Here is a 17,434-nt window from a genome sequence, read left to right on the forward strand (position 1 = left end):
ACCCGGCAAGAGATAAGTCGGCGTGCCAACGGCCGGTGCCAGTCCTCGCCCTCGTGGGGATGGGACGGGCACCGGCCGTTGTCACCGGGTCAGGCGGTGCCGACCGATTACTTCTTCTTCTTGACCTCGACGTCGGTGTAGACCGGGTCGCCGAAGGAGTTGAACTTCACGTTCTGAACGTTGTTGGAGTAGCCGGAGTTGGTCTTGTAGTACCAGAGCGGGATCTGCGGCATGTCCTTGGCCAGAACGGCCTCGGCCTGCTGGTACAGCTCCGCGGTCTTCTCGACCGTGGTGGCGGCGTCGGCCTCGTGCGCCAGCTTGTCGAACTCGGGGCTGGAGTAGCTGCCGTCGTTCGCCGCGGCACCGGTGCCGTAGACGTCACGCAGGAAGTTGGCGTTCAGCGGGTAGTCCTGCACCCAGCCGGTACGCATCATGCTGGTGACCTGCTTCTTCGTGATGATGTCACGAGAGGTCTTGAAGTCCGGCTTCGGGTCACCGAGGCACTCGACGCCGGTCGCCTGGCGGATGGAGTTGCAGACCGCGTCCACCCACTCCTTGTGACCACCGTCGGAGTTGTAGAGGATGGTGATCTTGTTGCCCGGGACGCCGCCACCCTCCTGGATGAGCTGCTTGGCCTTGGCCGGGTCGTACTTGCACGCGTCGCCGCAGGTGCCGGCCTTGTAGCCCATGACGCCGGGCGCCACGAACGAGTCGGCGGGCTGACGGCTGTTGTTCAGCACGGTCTTGGTGATGGTGTCGCGGTCGATCGCCATCGACAGGCCCTGGCGGACCTTGGCCTTGTCCGCGCCCTGCCACTCGGGCTGGTACATCGCGAACGAGATGTTCTGGATCGCGCCCTGCGCGGAGTCGACGGCGCGCTTGCCCAGGTCGTCCTTGTACTTCGGCAGGTCGGTCGAGTCGACCTGGTCCAGGACGTCCAGGGTGTCGGACATCAGGTCCTTGTACGCGGCCTCGGGGGCGGTGTAGCTGCGGAAGATGATTCCGCCGTTCTTCGCCTTGTTGACGCCGGTGTACTTGTCGTACGCCTTCAGCGTGACGGCCTTGTTGTGCTCCCACGAGACGAACTGGTAGGGGCCGTTGCCGACCGGCTTCTCGCCGTAGCCCTTCGGGTCCGCGAAGAAGCCCTCCGGCAGCGGGAAGAAGGCCGAGTAGCCGAGCTTGTACGTGAAGTACGAGACGGGGGCGGTCAGTTCGATGGTGAAGTGGGTGTCGTCGACGACCTTGAGGCCGGACATCTCCTTGGCGGTCGGGTCGCCCTTGTCCGGGTGGACGGCGTCGTAGCCGACGATGTCCGAGAACCAGTCGGAGTTGATCTGGCTGTTGGCCGGGTTGGCGGACCAGTTCCAGGACTTGACGAAGGACTGGGAGGTGACCGGGGTGCCGTCGTGGAAGGTCCAGCCGGACTTCAGCGTGACGGTGTAGTTCTTCGCGTCGGTGGTCTCGATCTTGTCGGCCACCTGGTTGCGCAGCGCACCGGTCGCGGGGTCGTAGTCGACGAGGCCCGTGAAGAGCTGCTTGACGATACGGCCGCCCTGGTTCTCCATGGCGTTGGCCGGCTGCAGCGGACGCTGCGGCTCCGCGCTCTGGTAGCTGAAGACGCCCGCCGGGTCAACCGCGGCACTGTCCGAGCTCCCGCCGGAGGAGTCGCTGCCGCCGCTGCTGCTACAAGCAGTCGCGGCGAGCGCGACAGCAACAGCTGCGACAACCCACTTGGCCTGGCTCACACCACGCATCGGTGTGCCTCCTGAATTCGACGATTGCGACGAGGAAGGCACCGCGGAACGGTAGTAACCGGACCCGCAATGCCGTCCGCGCTCGTGGTTTCGGCGCGCACCCCTGCGCGTTCACCCTTGACCCGAGCCTGACTGCACCCACTATCCGTCACGCACGGACACGAAAGTGACCAGTGACGATCTCAATTAGGTCACATGAACAGTCGGTAAGTTTCGAAAACCGGACATTTGAGACATAGCCAGACAGGCACCAAACGGACAGTCGTCACGGATGACGAACTGCCACGTTCGCTCAGCGGACACCTGGGTGTGATGAGCGCTATTCGGTTAATAGCGGCCCCGACAACTTGGAGTAGTTGAAAAAGTTCGCCCCCCTCTCCATTGGAAAGGGGGGCGAAGCATTCCGGCCAAAGGCCGATCAAGCCGTCCGGATCACGCCTTCTTGGCGCGCGAGGCGGTGCGACCGCGGTCCTTCTGGTCGAGCACGACCTTGCGGATGCGAACCGTCTCCGGAGTCACCTCGATGCACTCGTCCTCGCGGCAGAACTCCAGCGACTGCTCCAGCGAGAGCTTGCGCGGCGGGACGATCGACTCGGCCACGTCGGCGTTCGACGACCGCATGTTGGTGAGCTTCTTCTCCTTGGTGATGTTCACGTCCATGTCGTCGGAGCGCGAGTTCTCACCGACGATCATGCCCTCGTACACCTCGGTGCCCGGCTCGCAGAAGAGCACGCCGCGCTCCTGCAGGTTGGTCATCGCGAAGGCGGTGACCACACCGGCCCGGTCGGCGACCAGCGAGCCGTTGTTGCGGGTGGTCAGCGTGCCGAACCACGGCTCGTGGCCCTCGTGGATCGAGTGGGCGATGCCGGTGCCGCGGGTGTTGGTGAGGAACTCGGTGCGGAAGCCGATCAGGCCGCGGGACGGCACGACGAACTCCATCCGGACCCAGCCCGAGCCGTGGTTGGACATGTTGTCCATCCGGCCCTTGCGGATGCCCATGAGCTGGGTGACGGCACCCATGTGCTCCTCGGGCACGTCCACGGTGAGGCGCTCGACCGGCTCGTGGGTCTTGCCGTTGACCTCCTTGGTGACCACCTGCGGCTTGCCGACGGTCAGCTCGAAGCCCTCGCGGCGCATGGTCTCGATCAGGATGGCCAGCGCCAGCTCACCGCGGCCCTGCACCTCCCAGGCGTCCGGACGCTCGGTGTCCAGCACGCGCAGCGAGACGTTACCGATCAGCTCGCGGTCCAGGCGGTCCTTCACCTGACGGGCGGTGACCTTGCGGTCCACCTTGGCGCCGGACTTGGCATCCGCGCCCTTGCCGCTGCCGCCACGGCCGACCAGCGGCGAGGTGTTGGTGCCGATGGTCATCGAGATGGCCGGCTCGTCCACCGTGATCAGCGGCAGCGCGATCGGGTTCTCCGGGTCGGCCAGGGTCTCGCCGATCATGATGTCGCCGATGCCGGCGACGGCGCAGATGTCACCGGGGCCCGCCACCTCGGCCGGCTTGCGGGTGAGCGCCTCGGTCATCAGCAGCTCGGAGATGCGGACGTTGGAGATCGAGCCGTCGCGCTTGATCCAGGCCACGGTCTGGCCCTTGCGCAGCTCGCCCTGCTCGACGCGCAGCAGCGCGATGCGGCCGAGGAAGTTGTCGGCGTCCAGGTTGGTGACGTGGGCCTGGAGCGGCGCGTCCTCGTCGTAGCTGGGGGCCGGCACGTGCTCCAGCAGGGTGGAGAAGAACGGCTCCAGGCTGGTGCTGTCGGCCGGGACGGTGCCGTTCTCCGGCTTGGTCAGCGAGGCGACGCCGTCACGGGCACAGGCGTAGACGATCGGGAACTCGATCTGGTCCTCGTCCGCGTCCAGGTCCAGGAACAGGTCGTAGGTCTCGTTGATGACCTCGTCGATCCGGGAGTCCGGGCGGTCCGTCTTGTTGATGCACAGGATGACGGGCAGGCGGGCCGAGAGCGCCTTGCGGAGCACGAAGCGGGTCTGCGGCAGCGGGCCCTCGGAGGCGTCGACCAGCAGGACGACCGCGTCCACCATCGACAGGCCGCGCTCCACCTCGCCACCGAAGTCGGCGTGGCCCGGGGTGTCGATGATGTTGATGGTGATCGGCGCGCCACCATCCTTCGGGTGGTACTTGACCGCCGTGTTCTTCGCGAGAATGGTGATGCCCTTCTCACGCTCCAGGTCGTTCGAGTCCATCATGCGGTCGTCGAGGTGCTGGTGGGCGGCGAAGGCGCCGGCCTGCTTCAGCATGGCGTCGACCAGGGTCGTCTTCCCGTGGTCGACGTGGGCGACGATGGCGACGTTACGGATGTCGTTGCGCGTGGGCATGCCTAGCGGATTCTCCCGGAATCGTGGGTTACGGCGGGCCCGGCCGCGAGACGCGCACTTGCGGCCCTCGGCCGCTGCCACCCGTTCCGCCTGCTACTACCGGTCCACCCGCCGGGCATCTGGACATGCCTCGGCTTTTCCCTATGGTACGGGGAAGCGCCCAAGGGGGCAGAAACGAGCAGGTCGGGCGGGACCAAGATCACAGGCGGGTCACACCCTCTTCACCCGGCGGTCGCGTTCCGACACCCTTCCGTTCGTGATCCGACACCCCCGGGCCGCGCGGGGCGTCTAACGCTTCCAGCCCACGTCCTGGAACCGCGGCCACCCGAACCCGAACACCCCGGCCCCGACCACCCCGGCCCGCACCCCGACCAGCTCCGGCCGCTGGTACAGCGGCACCGAGTGCCCGAGCTCCCAGATCCGTACGTCCGCCTCCTGCAGCAGGTCCAGCCGGGCCGCCGGATCGAGTTCGGCGGCCGCCCGGTCGAACAGCCGGTCGATCTCCTCGGTGCCGCTGCGACCGTAGTTCCGGCCGGAGTCGAGCGCCCCGTCGGCGTCCGGCCGGGGCTTGGCGTACACGGCGCGCTGCTCGGCGGCCGGGCTGGGGCCGGCCGGCCAGGAGAAGAGCGCCAGGTCGTAGTCCCCGGCCGCCAGGTGGTCCTGGACGAAGGTGTCGGTGGGCGCGGTCTGCGGCTTCACCGCGATGCCGTAGCGGGCGAGGTCGGCGGCGAGCGCGTCGGCGGTGCGCCGGGCGGTCGCGGAGCCGGCCGGGAGGAGCAGGCCCAGGGCGAGTTCCCTGCCGTCCTTGACCCGGGTGGTGCCGCTCGCCAGCTTCCAGCCGGCCTCGTCCAGCAGCCGCGCCGGGTCGTCCGGCCCGATCGCGGCGCTGTCGTCCCGGTAGCCCTCCTGGTCGGCGGCGAGCAGGTGGCTGCCGAGCGGGGCGCCGGGCAGCCCGAGCGGGCCGAGCGCGGCCAGGGCGATCCGTCCCCGGTCGAGCGCCCGGGCCACCGCCCGCCGTACGCCCGGTTCGGTGAGCGGCCCGCGCTCGGCGTTGAGGGTGAGCTGGGTGAGCGAGGCGGCGGCCGCCCGGTGGACGGTGACCCCGGGCAGCGACTCGGCCCGCCGCAACGCCGCCTCGGGCGCGGCGGCGGGCGGAGCGGCGGGCGGAGCGGCGGCGGGCGAGCGCTCGGCCGGCGAAGGGGACGACGAAGGGGACGACGAGGGGGACGACGAGGGGGACGACGTCGCGACCGGCGCCGCCCGGTCCACCGTCGCGGTGAGCGGGGCGATGTCCAGCCGCCCCCGGTCCAGCGCGTCCAGCCGCCGCTCGGGCGGCGCGGCCAGGAAGTCGATCCGGTCCGTCTTCGGCAGGTCCCCCCACCAGAGCGGGTTGCGCTGCACGGTGACCCGCCCGTCCTCGGCGTCGTACCGGGTGAGGGCGTACGGCCCGGCGCTCAGGTGCCCGGTGCCGGCCAGCGCCCGGTTGAAGGCCTCCGGCGTGGCCGTCTCGGCGGCCGGGTAGAGCGGCCCGAACAGCGCCCGCCACTCGGCGTAGGGCCGCCGGAAGGTCACCTTGACCTCGTGCGGGTCACCGCCCTGGGTGACCGAGTCGACGGCGTCGTACCCGGCGGCCCGCCTGCCCCGGTAGGCCGGGTCCAGCCCGGACAGGGCGGCCCGCTGGGCGGTGAGGTCGGCGGCCGTCAGCGGGGTGCCGTCGCTCCAGACGGCGTGCGGGTTGAGCCGGTAGGTGACCACCTGGGGCTGTTGCCCGGGCGGGGTGGACTCGGCGCCGACCAGGTAGTCCGGGTCGGGGACGAGCCGGCCGTGCTCGTCGGGCCGGAACAGCGAGGGGTAGAGCGCGTGGGCGAGCAGCGCCGAGTCGGCGTCGGCGCCGCGCTGGTAGACGTTGAGCGTGGTCGGGACGCCGTCCAGCGCCCAGTGCAGCGTGCCGCCGTCCTGGACGGCGTCGCGGTCGGCGGGCCGGACGTCCCCGGTGGTGGCGGTGGGGTCGGCCGAGGCGGGTGCGGCCGAGGGGCCGCGGACCGGGTCGTCGGAGCAGCCTCCGAGAGCGGCGGCGAGCAGCAGCGCGACGGCTGCGGCGGTGAGCTGGCGGACGCGCATGGCGGACATCGAACGCCGCCCGCCCGCCCGGGCCCGCGCCGACACGACGTCCCCCCGGGCGACTGCACCCGGACGGCCCAGCGCCGGACCCGGTTACAGCGCCAGCTCGAACCAGACGATCTTGCCCTTGGGCGTGCGCCGACTGCCCCAGCGCTCGGCCAGCAGGCTGACCAGCTGCAGGCCTCGGCCGCCCTCGTCGGTCTCCTGGGCGCGCCGCTGCCGGGGCTGGGCGTAGCCGTCGTCCCAGACCTCGCAGACCATGCTGCGGTCGCGCAGCAGGCGCAGCCGGATCTCGCCCCGCCCGTGCTTGAGCGCGTTCGTGACCAGCTCGCTGACCAGCAGCTCGGTGGTGTCGACCAGTTCCTCCAGCCCCCGGGCGAGCAGCCAGCTGCAGGCCAGTTCGCGGGCCTTGGCGACGGAGGTGGGCTCGGGCGGCAGGAACCAGTTGCCGACGGCGTCCTCGGGGAAGGCGTGCACCTTGGCCATCAGCAGCGCGATGTCGTCCTCGCCGTGGTGCGGGTCGAGTTCGCCGAGGACGTGGTCGCAGAGGTCCTCCAGGCCCTTGCCGCGGCCGGCGAGCGCGGCCCGGAAGGCGCGCAGGCCCTCGTCCAGCTGGTGCTTGCGGCTCTCCACCAGGCCATCGGTGTAGAGGCCGAGCACGGCGCCGTCCGGGAGGGTCAGTTCGACCTCCTCGAAGGGCTCGCCGCCGACGCCGAGCGGCAGACCGGGCGGCACGTCGAGCATCCGGGCGGGCTCGCCGGGGCTGAGCAGGACGGGCGGCAGGTGGCCGGCGTTGGCGAACACGCAGCGGCGGGTGACGGCGTCGTAGACGGCGTAGACGCAGGTGGCCAGGTAGACCTCGCGGGCCTCCTCGTCGGCCGTCGAGGTGAGCCGGCCGTACGGGGCGGGCGGGCCGGCCGGGACGGAGTCGTCGCCGAGGCCTCGGGCGATCTCGTCCAGCGCGCCGAGCACCTCGGCCGGGTCGAGGTCGAGCATGGCCAGGGTCCGTACCGCGGTGCGCAGTTGGCCCATGGCGACGGCGGCGCGCAGGCCGCGGCCCATCACGTCGCCGATGACCAGGGCGGTGCGGTTGCCGGGCAGCGGGATGACGTCGAACCAGTCGCCGCCGACCTCGGTGTTGTTGTTGCTGGGCAGGTAGCGGCAGGCGATCTCCAGGCCGCTGGCGGCCGGGTTGCCCGGGGGCAGCAGGCTGCGCTGGAGGATCAGCGCCCGCTCGTGCTCGCGGCGGTAGAGCCGGGCGTTGTCGATGCAGACGGCGGCGCGGGCGACGAGTTCCTCGGCGATCGCCACGTCGCGGGCGTCGAAGGGCTCGCTGCCGATGGCCCGGGAGAGCTGGACGAGGCCGAGGACCTGGTCGCGGGCGACCAGCGGGACGATCAGGGTGGAGCGCAGCAGCGGGTCGCGGCCGGGCTCGGGGACGACGCTGCGGCCGGTGCGCAGCGCCCGGGCGTGCGGGGAGCGGCGCGGGTAGCAGAGGGTGCCGCCGGCTTCGGCGATCGGCAGGCCGGTGACGGAGCCGAGCACCGAGGAGGCCCCGCCGAGCACGCTGGAGACGGCGACCCGGCGCAGTTCGCCGCTGCCGTCGGTGAGCACGGTGTCGCCGAGCCGGCCGGCGCTGGGGACGGTCTCGCCGGAGAGCAGCGCGGTGTAGAGGTCGACGGTGGCGAGGTCGCAGAACGGCGGGACGACGACGTCTAGGAGTTCCTTGGCGGTGGTCTCCAGGTCGAGGGTGGAGCCGATGTGCGCGCTGGCCTCGTTGAGCAGGGCGAGGTTGCGGCGCACGCCGTCGGCCTCGCGCTCGGCGACGTGCCGGCTGGTGACGTCGGAGACCTGCCCGGCGACGCCCATCGGCTGCCCGGCCGCGCCGTTGAGCCGGTACAGCGAGACGGCCCAGAGCCGGTTGCCCTCCCGGGTCGGGACGGCGCTGTGGAAGCGCAGGTCGAAGACGGGCTCGCCGGAGGCGAGGACCTTGCGCAGGGCGGCGCTGAGCCGGTCGGCCTCGGACGGCGGGAAGAGGTCGTGCGGGGTGAGGCCCTCGAGGTCGGTGGGGACGAGGCCCATCCCGGAGGCGAAGGCGTCGTTGACCCGCTGCAGCCGCAGCCGGTCGTCGAAGAGCACGAAGCCGGTGGGCGTCTGGCCGAAGACGGCCTCGGAGGCGGCGAGGTCGGTCTCGATCCGGCGCAGTCGGCCGAGGTCGACGGCCAGACAGGTGGCGCCCGCGGTGGGCAGGGCGCTGTCGGGCATCAGGTAGAGCTCGGCGAGGCCCTCGCCGCCGACGGCGTCCCGGTAGGGGGTGGTGCCGACCCACTCCTCGCCGGCCAGGGTGCGCTCCAGCCGGGCGCGGCCGCGCTGCCAGAGTTCGCGGGGGACGAAGGTGGTGATCGGGTCCGAGCCGACGGCTTCGGCGGCGGCGACCCCGAAGAACTCGGCGGCGCGCTCGCTCCACTGGCTGATCCGCCCGTCCGGGCCGATCGCGAAGGTGGCGACCCGGATGTAGTCGTAGATCGAGCCCGGGTCCCCGGCGCCCCAGGGCCTGGGTTCGGCCGTGGGGTGGGCGCCCCGGTACCCGGACCGATCCGGGCCCGCGGCGCCGACGGCCGGCGGGGCCGCCGGTGCGGGCAGGTGCGGGGACCCGACCTGCCCGGGCACAGCGGCATGACCGCTGCTGCTCGGCGCGTTCCGCGCCGGAGTGCTGTTCAACGGACCGACCCCTCCAACCCGCGACCGTCCGGATGTCGAGAAGACCGAGTATTCATCATCGGGGGGTGCGTTCACACGCCCTCAACATCACAACATCAGATCGGGCGAAGGTTTTTGTCCTACCGCCCGCGCAACCACAATGCCACGCCCGCGCCCCCTTCCGGGGCGCGCGCTCCCCCTGGGCGCCCGATGGCATATGCAGCACCGTTCTCCTGCGGCTCTACTCGCGTCACTCTGCCGGGTCACTACCCGACAGCGCGAGCTCGAACCAGACCACCTTGCCGATCCCCTCGGCCCTGGCGCCCCAGTGCAGCGCCAACCGGTGGACCAGCTCCAGACCCCGGCCGCCCTCGTCGGCCTCGGCCGCGTGGCGCTCCCGGGGCGGGTCCGGCAGCGGGTCGGAGATCTCGACCAGCAGCGTCTCGCCGAGCGTCAGCCGTACCCCGATCGGGGCGCTGGCGTACCGGACGGCGTTCGTGACCAGCTCGCTGACCAGCAGCTCGGCGGTGTCGGTGAGGTCCTCGACGCCCCACTCGGCGAGCGTGGCGCGGACCAGCCGGCGGGCCCGGGAGACGGCGGTGGGTTCGGCGGGCAGGGTCCAGCCGGCCGTCGGGGTGCCGGCCTGGCCGTGCCCGAGCCGGGCCAGCAGCAGGGCGACGTCGTCCGGCTCGCGGCCCTGCTCCATGGTGTCGAGCACCGCCTCGCAGGCGGCCTGGATGGAGGCGTGCGGGTCCTGGAGCACGGTGACCAGCCGGCCGAGGCCTACGTCGAGGTCCTTGTCCCGGGACTCCACCAGGCCGTCGGTGCACAGCACGAGCAGGCTGCCCTCGGGGATCTTCAGTTCGACCGATTCGAACGGAACTCCGCCCACGCCGAGCGGGGCGCCGGAGGGCAGGTCGAGGATCCGGCCGACCCCGCCGGGCAGCGGGCCGCCGGTGCGGGTCGGCTCGGTGGCCTCCTCGCCGGGCACCACCAGCACCGGCGGGATGTGCCCGGCCTTGGCCACCGTCAGCATCGCCGTGCCCGGGTCGAAGACCGCGTAGACGCAGGTGGCCAGCAGCGCCTCGTCCGGGCCCTGGGCGAGGTCGTCGGCCAGCTCGTGGACGTGCCGCAGCAGGACGTCCGGCGGCAGGTCGAGGGCGGCCAGCACCCGGACGGCGGTGCGCAGCCGGCCCATGGTGGCGGCGGCCCGCAGGCCGTGGCCCATCACGTCGCCGACCACCAGCGCGGTGCGGTCGCCGGGCAGCGGGATGACGTCGAACCAGTCGCCGCCGACCTCGGTGCCGCTGCTGCCGGGCACGTACCGGTAGGCGACCTCGACACCGGTGGGCTGGGGGACCTGCTGCGGGAGCAGGGTGCGCTGGAGGGTGAGCGCGGCGGTGCGCTCGCGGGCGTACAGCCGGGCGTTGTCCAGCGAGCTGCCGGCCCGGTCGGCGAGTTCGACGGTGAAGGCGAGGTCGTCGCGGTCGAAGCCCTCGCGGTAGCCGGCCCGGCTGACCAGCAGCAAGCCGATCACGATGCCGCGGGCGCGCAGCGGGACGACCAGCATCGAGTGGACGCCCAGGTCGTGGGCGGCCTGCATCTTGGGGTCGCCGGGGTAGGTGACGTCGTCCAACTGCTCGGCGCCGGAGAGCAGTTCGGGCACGCCGGTGCGCAGCACCCGGCCGCAGGCGGAGTCCTCGGCGAAGGTGATCCGGGCGCCGCGCCGGAGCATCACCTCGACCTCGGGGCCGTCCTGGACGGAGGCGGTGCCGAGCTGGAGCAGCGAGGTGCGCCGGTCGTGTCCGTGCCGGGGCAGGTCGTCGCCGTGGGCGACGGCCTGGAGCAGGATCACCGCGGAGTGGTCGGTCAGCCGGGGGACGACGGAGCTGGCGAGTTCCTGGGCGATCCGGGCGGCGTCGAGCAGGTCGCCGACCCGGGAGCCGAACTCGTTGAGCAGCGAGAGCCGGCGCCGGGCGTGCTCGACCTTGGCCACCGCGCGGTAGCGCTCGGTCACGTCCATCACGGTGCCGGAGATGCCGAGCACCCGGCCGGACCGGTCGGTCATCCGGCTGTAGGAGATCGAGCGGTAGCCGGCCCGGGTGGTGACCGGGGAGGCGAGGGTGACGTCGATGACCGGCTCGCCGGTGGCCAGCACCTGGCGCTGGATCGCGGTGATCTCGTCGGCGGCCCGCTCGGGCAGGGTCTCGCCGATGGTGCGGCCGACGTGGTCCTCCGGGGCGACGCCGTTCATCTCGGCCAGGGTCTGGTTGACGGCGGTGTAGCGCAGGTCGGTGTCCAGGATCGCGATGCCCAGCGGGGACTGTTCGAACAGCGCGTCGCGCACCGCGAGGTCCCGCTCGACGGCCCGTACGCCGGCTGCCTCGGCGAGGTTGACCTGCAGGAACGGGGTGCCGTCGCCGTCCACCAGCAGGGAGATCCGGGCGTCCACGGCGACCGGCACACCGTCCCGGTCCCGCAGTTCGGCGTTGCCCGCCCAGCGGCCGTTGCGCAGGGTGTCCTGGACGGCGGCCCGGATCCGGGCGACCTGCTCCTGGTCCGGGATCAGTTCCTCGATCCGGCGGCCGACCAGCAGCTCGCTCGGCCAGCCGAGCAGCTCCTCGGCGGCCGGGCTCCACAGCACCACCCGGCCCGCGGTGTCCAGGATCGCGATGGCGACCTTGAGCATGTCCAGCAGGCTGCCGTCGGGGGGCGCGCCCAGGCCCTGCCGGGCGTCGGCCGGCCCGCCGGGGAACGGCCGGCCGGGGCGACTGCGCAGGCCGGACCGGACACCGGCCTCGGGGACGGCCAGGGTCGGCGCCGGCTGGACGGGCTGCGGCGCGGCGCCCGGGACGGCTGAGCCGCCGCGCCGACGGCCGGACGGCGGCTGCGGGGCGGCCGGACGGGCGGCGCGGCGCAGCCGGGCGCGGGCGGCGGCGGTGCCCGCCCGCCGCGCTCCCCCGCCGCCGTTCCCGGTTGTCGACACCGACGGGGCCTCCGGCTCTGGTCGGGATCGGCGTCGCCGGCTGGGACGGCTCACCGACTGGTGACGAATAGTGCCGAAAAGTGACATACCCAGCAGAACCCAGGCTATCCCGGCTGCCGGGTCGTCTTGTCCGATTGACCTATCCGGCGGCTTGCGCGTCGCCCGCCGTCGCGAGCAGCGCCGCGACCTGCGGAAGCACCTCGCGGTCGTGGCCGATCCAGTCCACCGACTCCAGCTCCGCCGGGCCCAGCCAGCGCAGTTCGTCGTGGTCCGCCAGCGCGCTCGGCTCGCCGGCCAGCAACTCGGCGGCCCAGAAGCGCAGCTCCAGCCCCGGGCGCACGGTCCACGCGCCGGGCAGCCGCCGCAGCGCCCGCGCCCGTACGCCCAGTTCCTCCCGCAGTTCGCGCTCCAGCGCCTGCGCCTCGGTCTCGCCGGGCTCGGTCTTGCCGCCTGGGAACTCCCAGCGCCCGGCGACCGCTGCGGGCGAGTTGCGGCGGGCGGCGAGCACCCGGCCGCCGCGGATCAGCACCCCGCCGACGACGATCCGGAGCGGGGTCCCGGTGGTGGTCTCGCCGGTCTGGTCCATGCCCCGAGCCTAGGGGGCCGGCTCCGGCTCCTGGGACTCGACCCAGTAGAGCTGCTTGTGGCCGCGCGCCTCGAACTCGGCCGCCAGGCGGTGCGCCTCGGCCTCGGGCAGGTCCGCGGCGACCAGGAAGCGGTTGCCGTTGTCGTCCTGTCGCATCACCCGGAAGGTGCTCATGCCGGGAGGGTACCGGGGCGCGCGCCCGGTGTCCCCGGCCGGCGTGGGGGTCGGGCCGGGGACACCGGGGTGACCCTACGGGCCGTTCGCTACCGGCAGGTACGGGCGCGGTTAACGCCGGGTAACCCGGCGGCCGGGCGGCTCAGACCCGGAGGTCGGGCACCTGCTCGCCGGTGGACAGGCCGAGCGAGCGCCGGACGTCCACGCTGAGCGGAGTGGTCTTGGCGACCAGCGCGCGAGCCCGGCGAAGGTCCCCCGCCAGGTCGCTGCCGGTGGCCGCGGCGTCCCAGGCGGCGGCCGCCTGGGACTGGGTCTCGGCCAGCTTGTCGATCTTCGGCTGGACGTCGGTCGGCCACTCGGCGGTCGGCCGGCGCAGCGCGGCGGCCTCGGCCCGGGAGGCGATGGCCATCCTCCGGGCCCAGGACCGGTACTCGGCCTCGGCGGCGGCCACGTCCTTGGCGGGCGCGTCCACATAGGCCGTGTTGAAGCCCCGGACGGCCTCCAGGTAGGCCAGCTGAACCGAGGTCAGGCTGCGGCGGTCGGTGCGGACGGTCCCCAGGTGCTGGTCCTCGCGGTCCTCGAAGGCGCAGGTGACGTACCGTTCGCCGACCGCCCAGTTGCCGGCGCTCGGGTAGAGGTAGACGTCGTCCATGCCGTCCGGGACGGCCCACTGGTCCAGCGCGTAGTCGTCGAGCACCGTGCGGCACAGCGTCGCGGCCCGCTCGCGCACGACGGCCGCGCCCGGGTAGGGGCCCCCGCCGTCGGGCACCTTCGCGGTGCCGGCCACCTCGCCGTTGTGCCGCTCCGAGCAAGCCACCCGGCGCACCCAGGAGACCGTCTCGTCGCCGTTCTCGTCCGGCTTCCCGCTCACGCCGGAGGAGGTGTAGCAGTCCCCGGCCTTCAGGGCGGACCAGCGGACGGATCCGGCCGGCGGCTTCTGGGTGTACCCGCCGCCGCGCCCGTCCCGCGCGGGACCGAAGTCCCCCGCGCCCAGGGCGAGCGACAGCAGCACCGTGCCCGCCGCCCCGAACACCAGACCGGTCACCGCCATGCCGCGGCCGCGCTGCCCGCGCCGCCTGATCTGGAACAGCGCGATGACCCCGAACACCAGGGCCACCGGCGAGAGCAGGCTCAGGCCGGTCGCCAGCGAGCCGACGGCGAAGCCGTTGGTGCGCGGCTCCGGCCGGGGGTCGTACGGGTTGAGGAGGGTGTGGGGGTACGGCGGGTAGGGGTGGGGCGGCTGGTGCGGGGCCGGGTTCTGCCGCGGCTGCGGGGCCGCGGGCCGGAAGCCGGACTCGGCGGCGGGTGACACCGAGGCCCAGCCGCCGGCCGGCAGCGGCGGGGGCGGCGGCGGGGGCGGGGCCTGCGACGGCGCCGGGGCGGGCGGGTCGGCCGGCGGGGCCCACGGGTCCCGCGGGTCCGGGGCGACCTTCGCCCCCGGGAGCTCCGGGGTCTCCGGCGCCTTCAGTGCCTCCGGCGCCGCGCCGTCGGGGCTCTCGGGGCTCTCGGGGTTCGCTACGGCCCCGGCGTCCGGTGCGGCCCCGGTGTCCGGTGCCTTGCGGAAGTCCACCCGCGGGTCCGGCCCCGCGGCGGCGGGCGGCCCGGACTCAGGCTTGGACACGTCGGCTCCCCCGACCCGCCGGAGCGGGCCTCTTACTCGGCGTTTCGGCTCTCGACACCGCCGCTCGGGCCGGGCGGGCCCGATCTGGACGGTCGCGCGACTTTACCCGATCTTTCCGAACGCCCGCCCGGCCGTCACCGCCCCGGTCCGGCCTCCGGGACCTGGGCCAGGATCTCGCCGTGGAGCATCGAGAACCACCCGTCCTCGGCGGCGCTCCACTCCCGCCAGCCGTCCGCGATCCGGGCCAGCTCGTCCCGGTCCGCGAAACCCCGCTCCACGGCCGTCCGGCCGAAGGCCGTGCCGGTCACCCGGTCCGCCCACATCCCGCCCCACCAGTCACGCCGCTCGGGCGTCGCGAACGTCCAGGTGCCGGTGCTCGCGGTGACCTCGGTGAGGCCGGCCGCGCGGGCCCAGGACAGCAGCCGCCGCCCGGCGTCCGGCTCGCCGCCGTTGGCGCGGGCGGTCCGCCGGTACAGCTCCAGCCAGCGGTCCAGCGCCGGCACCTCCGGGAACCAGGTCATCGAGGCGTAGTCGACGTCCCGGGCGGCGATCACCCCGCCGGGGGCGGTCACCCTGCGCATCTCGCCCAGCGCGGCCACCGGATCGGCCACGTGCTGCAGCACCTGGTGGGCGTGCACCACGTCGAACTCGCCGTCCCGGTACGGCAGTCGGTGCACATCGGCGAGCTCGAACACCACGTTGGACAGGCCGCGCCCGGCGACGTACCCGGCGGCCTGCTCCAGGACCTCGGCGGAGGCGTCCACGGCCACCACCCGCCCGGCCGGGCCGACCAGTTCGGCCAGGTCGGCGGTGATGGTGCCGGGGCCGCAGCCGACGTCCAGCAGTGCCTGGCCGGGCCGCAGGCGGTCCAGCAGGTAGGCGGCCGAGTCGGCGGCGGTGCGGGAGCGGTGCGAGCGCAGTACGGCCTCCTGGTGGCCGTGGGTGTAGGCGGCGGGCTGTGGTCCGGACATGGCTCCCCCTGAGGCGTGGTCGGTGTTCCGTCGTTCCGTCTCCTCGACGCTACGCCCATCCCGCATCGCGAGAAAATCCGTCTCACATAGCGACCACCACACGCCCCGCCCGCCCGGGGCCGCCGTACCGTGGAGGCGCCCCGACCGAACGGCCCCGACAGAACGGTCCCGCCCATGCCCGGCCCCGGCCAGCGCCCCTTCGTCCTGCTGAGCGCCGCCGTGTCGCTCGACGGCCACCTCGACGACGCCTCCCCCGAGCGCCTGCTGCTCTCCAGCGCCGCCGACTTCGACCGGGTCGACGCGGAGCGGGCGGCCGCCGACGCGATCCTGGTCGGCGGCAACACCCTGCGCGCCGACAACCCGCGGCTGCTGGTCAACGACCCCGCCCGGCGGGCCGCCCGGGTGGCGGCCGGGCGCCCGGAGCACCCGCTGAAGGTGACGCTCAGCGCGAGCGGCGCGCTCGACGCCGGCCTGCGCTTCTGGCACACCGGCGGCACCAAGCTCGCCTACACCACGGCGGCCGGGGCGGCGGTGCTGGCGCCCCGGCTCGACGGGCTGGCCGAGGTGGTCCCGCTCGGCGACTCGGTGGACCTCGGTGCGGTGCTGGACGACCTGGGCGCGCGCGGGGTGCGCCGGCTGATGGTGGAGGGCGGCGGCGGTGTGCACACCCAGTTCCTGGCCCGGGGCCTGGCGGACGAACTCCAACTGGCGGTCGCCCCGCTGCTGGTCGGCCAGGAGGGGGCGCCCCGGTTCGTCCGCCCGGCCGCGTTCCCGGGCGGCCCGGCCCGGCGGATGCGCCTGCTGGAGGCACGTACGGTGGGCGACGTCGTCCTGCTCAGGTACGCCCCGAAGGAGCCCGCCCCGTGACCCACCCCGCCGCCACCGACCTCGACCACCTGCGCCGGGCGGTCGAACTCTCCCGCCGCTGCCCGCCCTCGGCGACGGCCTTCTCGGTCGGCGCGGTGGTCGTCGGCGCCGACGGCGAGGTGCTGGCCGAGGGCTACAGCCGGGAGGCGGACCCGCACGACCACGCCGAGGAGGCGGCCCTGGCCAAGCTCCCGGCGGACGACCCCCGACTGCGCGGGGCGACCGTCTACAGCAGCCTGGAGCCCTGCGGCCGACGGGCCTCGCGCCCGGTGCCGTGCGCCCGGCTGCTCATCGCGGCGGGCGTGCCGCGGGTGGTGGTGGCCTGGCGCGAGCCGGACCTCTTCGTCACCGACTGCCAGGGCACGGCCCTGCTGGAGGCGGCCGGGGTCGAGGTGGTGGAGCTGCCGGAGCTGGCCGAGGAGGCGCGGGCGGTCAACGCCCACCTGCCCCCGTGATCTTTTGTATCATCTAGAAACAAAAGACTCGCCCTCCCTCCTCCGCCCCCTCCTCCTGGAGCAGCCCCATGACCACCGCCCCCGCCCGGCTCACCGCCCGCGCCCTCCTGCTCGACATGGACGGCACCCTGGTCAACTCCGACGCCGTGGTCGAGCGCTGCTGGACCCGCTGGGCCGAGCGGCACGGCCTCGACCCGGTCGCGGCGCTCACCGTCGTCCACGGCCGCCAGGGCCACGCGACCATGGCCGTCCTGCTGCCGGACCGCCCGGTCGAGGTCAACCTCGCCGAGAACGAGCAGATGCTCGCCGAGGAGCGCGCCGACACCGACGGCGTCGTCCGGATCCCCGGCGCCGATGCCTTCCTCGCCTCGCTGGCCGGCCTCCCGCACGCCCTGGTCACCTCCGCCGACCTGCCGCTGGCCCAGGTCCGGATGGGCGCCGCCGGCCTGCCGATGCCGCCCGTCCTGGTCACCGCCGAGTCCGTCGGCGCCAGCAAGCCCGACCCCGAGGGCTTCCTCAAGGGCGCCGCCGCCCTCGGCTTCGCCCCCGCCGACTGCCTCGCTTTCGAGGACTCCGGCGCCGGCATCGCCGCCGCCCGCGCGGCCGGCATGCGCGTCATCGGCATCGGCCCCCGCGCCGCCGCCCACCACCCGGACGCCCTCGCCGCCACCCTCGACGCCGTCACCGTCACCACCGCCCCCGACGGCGTCCTGACCATCACCGTCCAGGCCTGACCGACCGGGCGGACCGACCGAGCCGCGGCAGCGTGGGACGGGCCGCCGTCGCCGCCGAACTCAACGGCCGCCCACGCAAAACGCTCGGCTGGGAAACCCCAGCCGAGCGTCTCGCTAAACTCCTCGCG

General features: G+C 73.6%; 10 protein-coding genes and 1 pseudogene. 2 read left to right on the forward strand and 9 right to left on the reverse strand.

Annotated features, from left to right (window positions below):
* Positions 1–107: 107 nt before the first annotated feature.
* From ACFWIS_RS06525 to ACFWIS_RS06565, 9 genes are all read right to left on the reverse strand, one after another.
* Positions 108–1,754, reverse strand: coding sequence for an ABC transporter substrate-binding protein (locus tag ACFWIS_RS06525; RefSeq protein WP_380457912.1), 1,647 nt, complete (start codon positions 1,752–1,754; stop codon positions 108–110).
* A 432-nt stretch (positions 1,755–2,186) separates the two neighbouring features.
* Positions 2,187–4,091 carry a translational GTPase TypA gene (gene typA / locus ACFWIS_RS06530; protein WP_380457914.1) on the reverse strand — a complete coding sequence of 635 codons (1,905 nt, stop codon included), beginning with the start codon at positions 4,089–4,091 and terminating at the stop codon, positions 2,187–2,189.
* 288 nt (positions 4,092–4,379) lie between these two features.
* Positions 4,380–6,212: an ABC transporter family substrate-binding protein gene (locus ACFWIS_RS06535; protein ID WP_380457916.1), complete on the reverse strand. Its 1,833-nt coding sequence runs from the start codon at positions 6,210–6,212 to the stop codon at positions 4,380–4,382.
* 93 nt (positions 6,213–6,305) lie between these two features.
* Positions 6,306–8,933: a SpoIIE family protein phosphatase gene (locus ACFWIS_RS06540; RefSeq protein WP_380457918.1), complete on the reverse strand. Its 2,628-nt coding sequence runs from the start codon at positions 8,931–8,933 to the stop codon at positions 6,306–6,308.
* Positions 8,934–9,162: 229 nt separating this feature from the next.
* Positions 9,163–11,898: a SpoIIE family protein phosphatase gene (locus tag ACFWIS_RS06545; protein ID WP_380523495.1), complete on the reverse strand. Its 2,736-nt coding sequence runs from the start codon at positions 11,896–11,898 to the stop codon at positions 9,163–9,165.
* 139 nt (positions 11,899–12,037) lie between these two features.
* Positions 12,038–12,484, reverse strand: a complete 447-nt coding sequence (locus tag ACFWIS_RS06550) for a (deoxy)nucleoside triphosphate pyrophosphohydrolase (protein WP_380453910.1) — start codon at positions 12,482–12,484, stop codon at positions 12,038–12,040.
* 9 nt (positions 12,485–12,493) lie between these two features.
* Complete coding sequence (locus tag ACFWIS_RS06555; protein WP_380453908.1) at positions 12,494–12,658, reverse strand: SPOR domain-containing protein; 165 nt, start codon at positions 12,656–12,658, stop codon at positions 12,494–12,496.
* A 142-nt stretch (positions 12,659–12,800) separates the two neighbouring features.
* The gene (locus tag ACFWIS_RS06560; RefSeq protein WP_380453906.1) at positions 12,801–14,279 is read right to left on the reverse strand and encodes a DUF4190 domain-containing protein; all 1,479 of its coding nucleotides are present in this window, start codon (positions 14,277–14,279) and stop codon (positions 12,801–12,803) included.
* Between the two features lie 134 nt (positions 14,280–14,413).
* On the reverse strand, positions 14,414–15,250 hold the full coding sequence (locus tag ACFWIS_RS06565; RefSeq protein WP_380453905.1) for a methyltransferase domain-containing protein: 837 nt from the start codon (positions 15,248–15,250) through the stop codon (positions 14,414–14,416).
* Positions 15,251–15,424: 174 nt separating this feature from the next.
* Between ACFWIS_RS06565 and ACFWIS_RS06570 the strand changes: the two are divergent.
* Both ACFWIS_RS06570 and ACFWIS_RS06575 read left to right on the forward strand, forming a co-directional pair.
* A pseudogene (locus ACFWIS_RS06570) lies at positions 15,425–16,572 on the forward strand (dihydrofolate reductase family protein).
* Between the two features lie 68 nt (positions 16,573–16,640).
* Positions 16,641–17,306: an HAD-IA family hydrolase gene (locus tag ACFWIS_RS06575; RefSeq protein WP_380453903.1), complete on the forward strand. Its 666-nt coding sequence runs from the start codon at positions 16,641–16,643 to the stop codon at positions 17,304–17,306.
* The last annotated feature ends 128 nt before the right edge of the window (positions 17,307–17,434 follow it).

It is taken from the genome of Kitasatospora sp. NPDC127060 (assembly GCF_042724935.1).
Taxonomy (GTDB): Bacteria; Actinomycetota; Actinomycetes; order Streptomycetales; family Streptomycetaceae; genus Kitasatospora.

What these genes read in the sequence shown, in the direction of transcription:
- ACFWIS_RS06525 (WP_380457912.1), bottom strand. Translation starts at nt 1,754, where the DNA reads ATGCGTGGTGTGAGCCAGGCCAAGTGGGTTGTCGCAGCTGTTGCTGTC.
- typA (WP_380457914.1), bottom strand. Translation starts at nt 4,091, where the DNA reads ATGCCCACGCGCAACGACATCCGTAACGTCGCCATCGTCGCCCACGTC.
- ACFWIS_RS06535 (WP_380457916.1), bottom strand. Translation starts at nt 6,212, where the DNA reads ATGCGCGTCCGCCAGCTCACCGCCGCAGCCGTCGCGCTGCTGCTCGCC.
- ACFWIS_RS06550 (WP_380453910.1), bottom strand. Translation starts at nt 12,484, where the DNA reads ATGGACCAGACCGGCGAGACCACCACCGGGACCCCGCTCCGGATCGTC.
- ACFWIS_RS06555 (WP_380453908.1), bottom strand. Translation starts at nt 12,658, where the DNA reads ATGAGCACCTTCCGGGTGATGCGACAGGACGACAACGGCAACCGCTTC.
- ACFWIS_RS06565 (WP_380453905.1), bottom strand. Translation starts at nt 15,250, where the DNA reads ATGTCCGGACCACAGCCCGCCGCCTACACCCACGGCCACCAGGAGGCC.
- ACFWIS_RS06575 (WP_380453903.1), top strand. Translation starts at nt 16,641, where the DNA reads ATGACCACCGCCCCCGCCCGGCTCACCGCCCGCGCCCTCCTGCTCGAC.